The sequence below is a fragment of the Paenibacillus sinopodophylli genome, from assembly GCF_005930355.1.
Lineage (GTDB): Bacteria > Bacillota > Bacilli > Paenibacillales > Paenibacillaceae > Pristimantibacillus > Pristimantibacillus sinopodophylli.
Map to the genome: position 1 here is coordinate 1 of NZ_VDBO01000058.1, position 630 is coordinate 630.

General features: G+C 52.9%; 1 protein-coding gene. It reads left to right on the forward strand.

Annotated elements, in window-relative coordinates; all coding sequences use genetic code 11:
• Nucleotides 1–630 (forward strand): IS110 family transposase (locus FGT79_RS30655; RefSeq protein WP_171056546.1); only part of this gene is annotated, 630 nt, incomplete at both ends.

The following is a 630-nucleotide window of genomic DNA, read 5'->3' on the forward strand; positions in this document are numbered from 1 at the left end:
CATTCTGCTGGGCACTCCGCTTCACTTCTCCAACGACGACGCAGGCTTCAGCCTACTGCCGCAGTGGATGAAAGATTTGCAGGAAACGCACCAACTACACGACAGCATCATCGGTATGGAACCAACCGGCCACTACTGGCTTAGCCTCGCTGCCTGGCTCAAAGATCACAGCTTCGTGGTCGTATTGGGGAATCCTCATCTCGTCAAAAGGAACAAGGAAAACCGTGACAATACACCATCCAAAAGCGACATTAAAGATGCCTTTGTCATCGCCGACATGGTGAAAAACGGCTACTACACTTTCATCAAAGAGACCAGTGAAGAATTCATGGAATTACGCGTGCTCATGGCGAACCGGGAAACAATCGTCCATCGTCTCGTCAGCGTCAAAAACCAGATTGACCGTTGGGTCGACATTGTGTTCCCCGAGCTGCGGCAGGTATATAAGCACCTCATTGGCTCCGGTTCACTTGCCACTCTGCGCCTTTTCCCGACGCCTGCCGACCTTCAAAAACTCACCGTTCGCCAGGTAGTCGACGGTTGGAAAACGGTCATGAGAAGGCACAGTGGTGAACGAAGAGCTAGCGAACTGCTGGCTCTTGCAGCCCGCTCAGTCGGTGCCAAGCATGC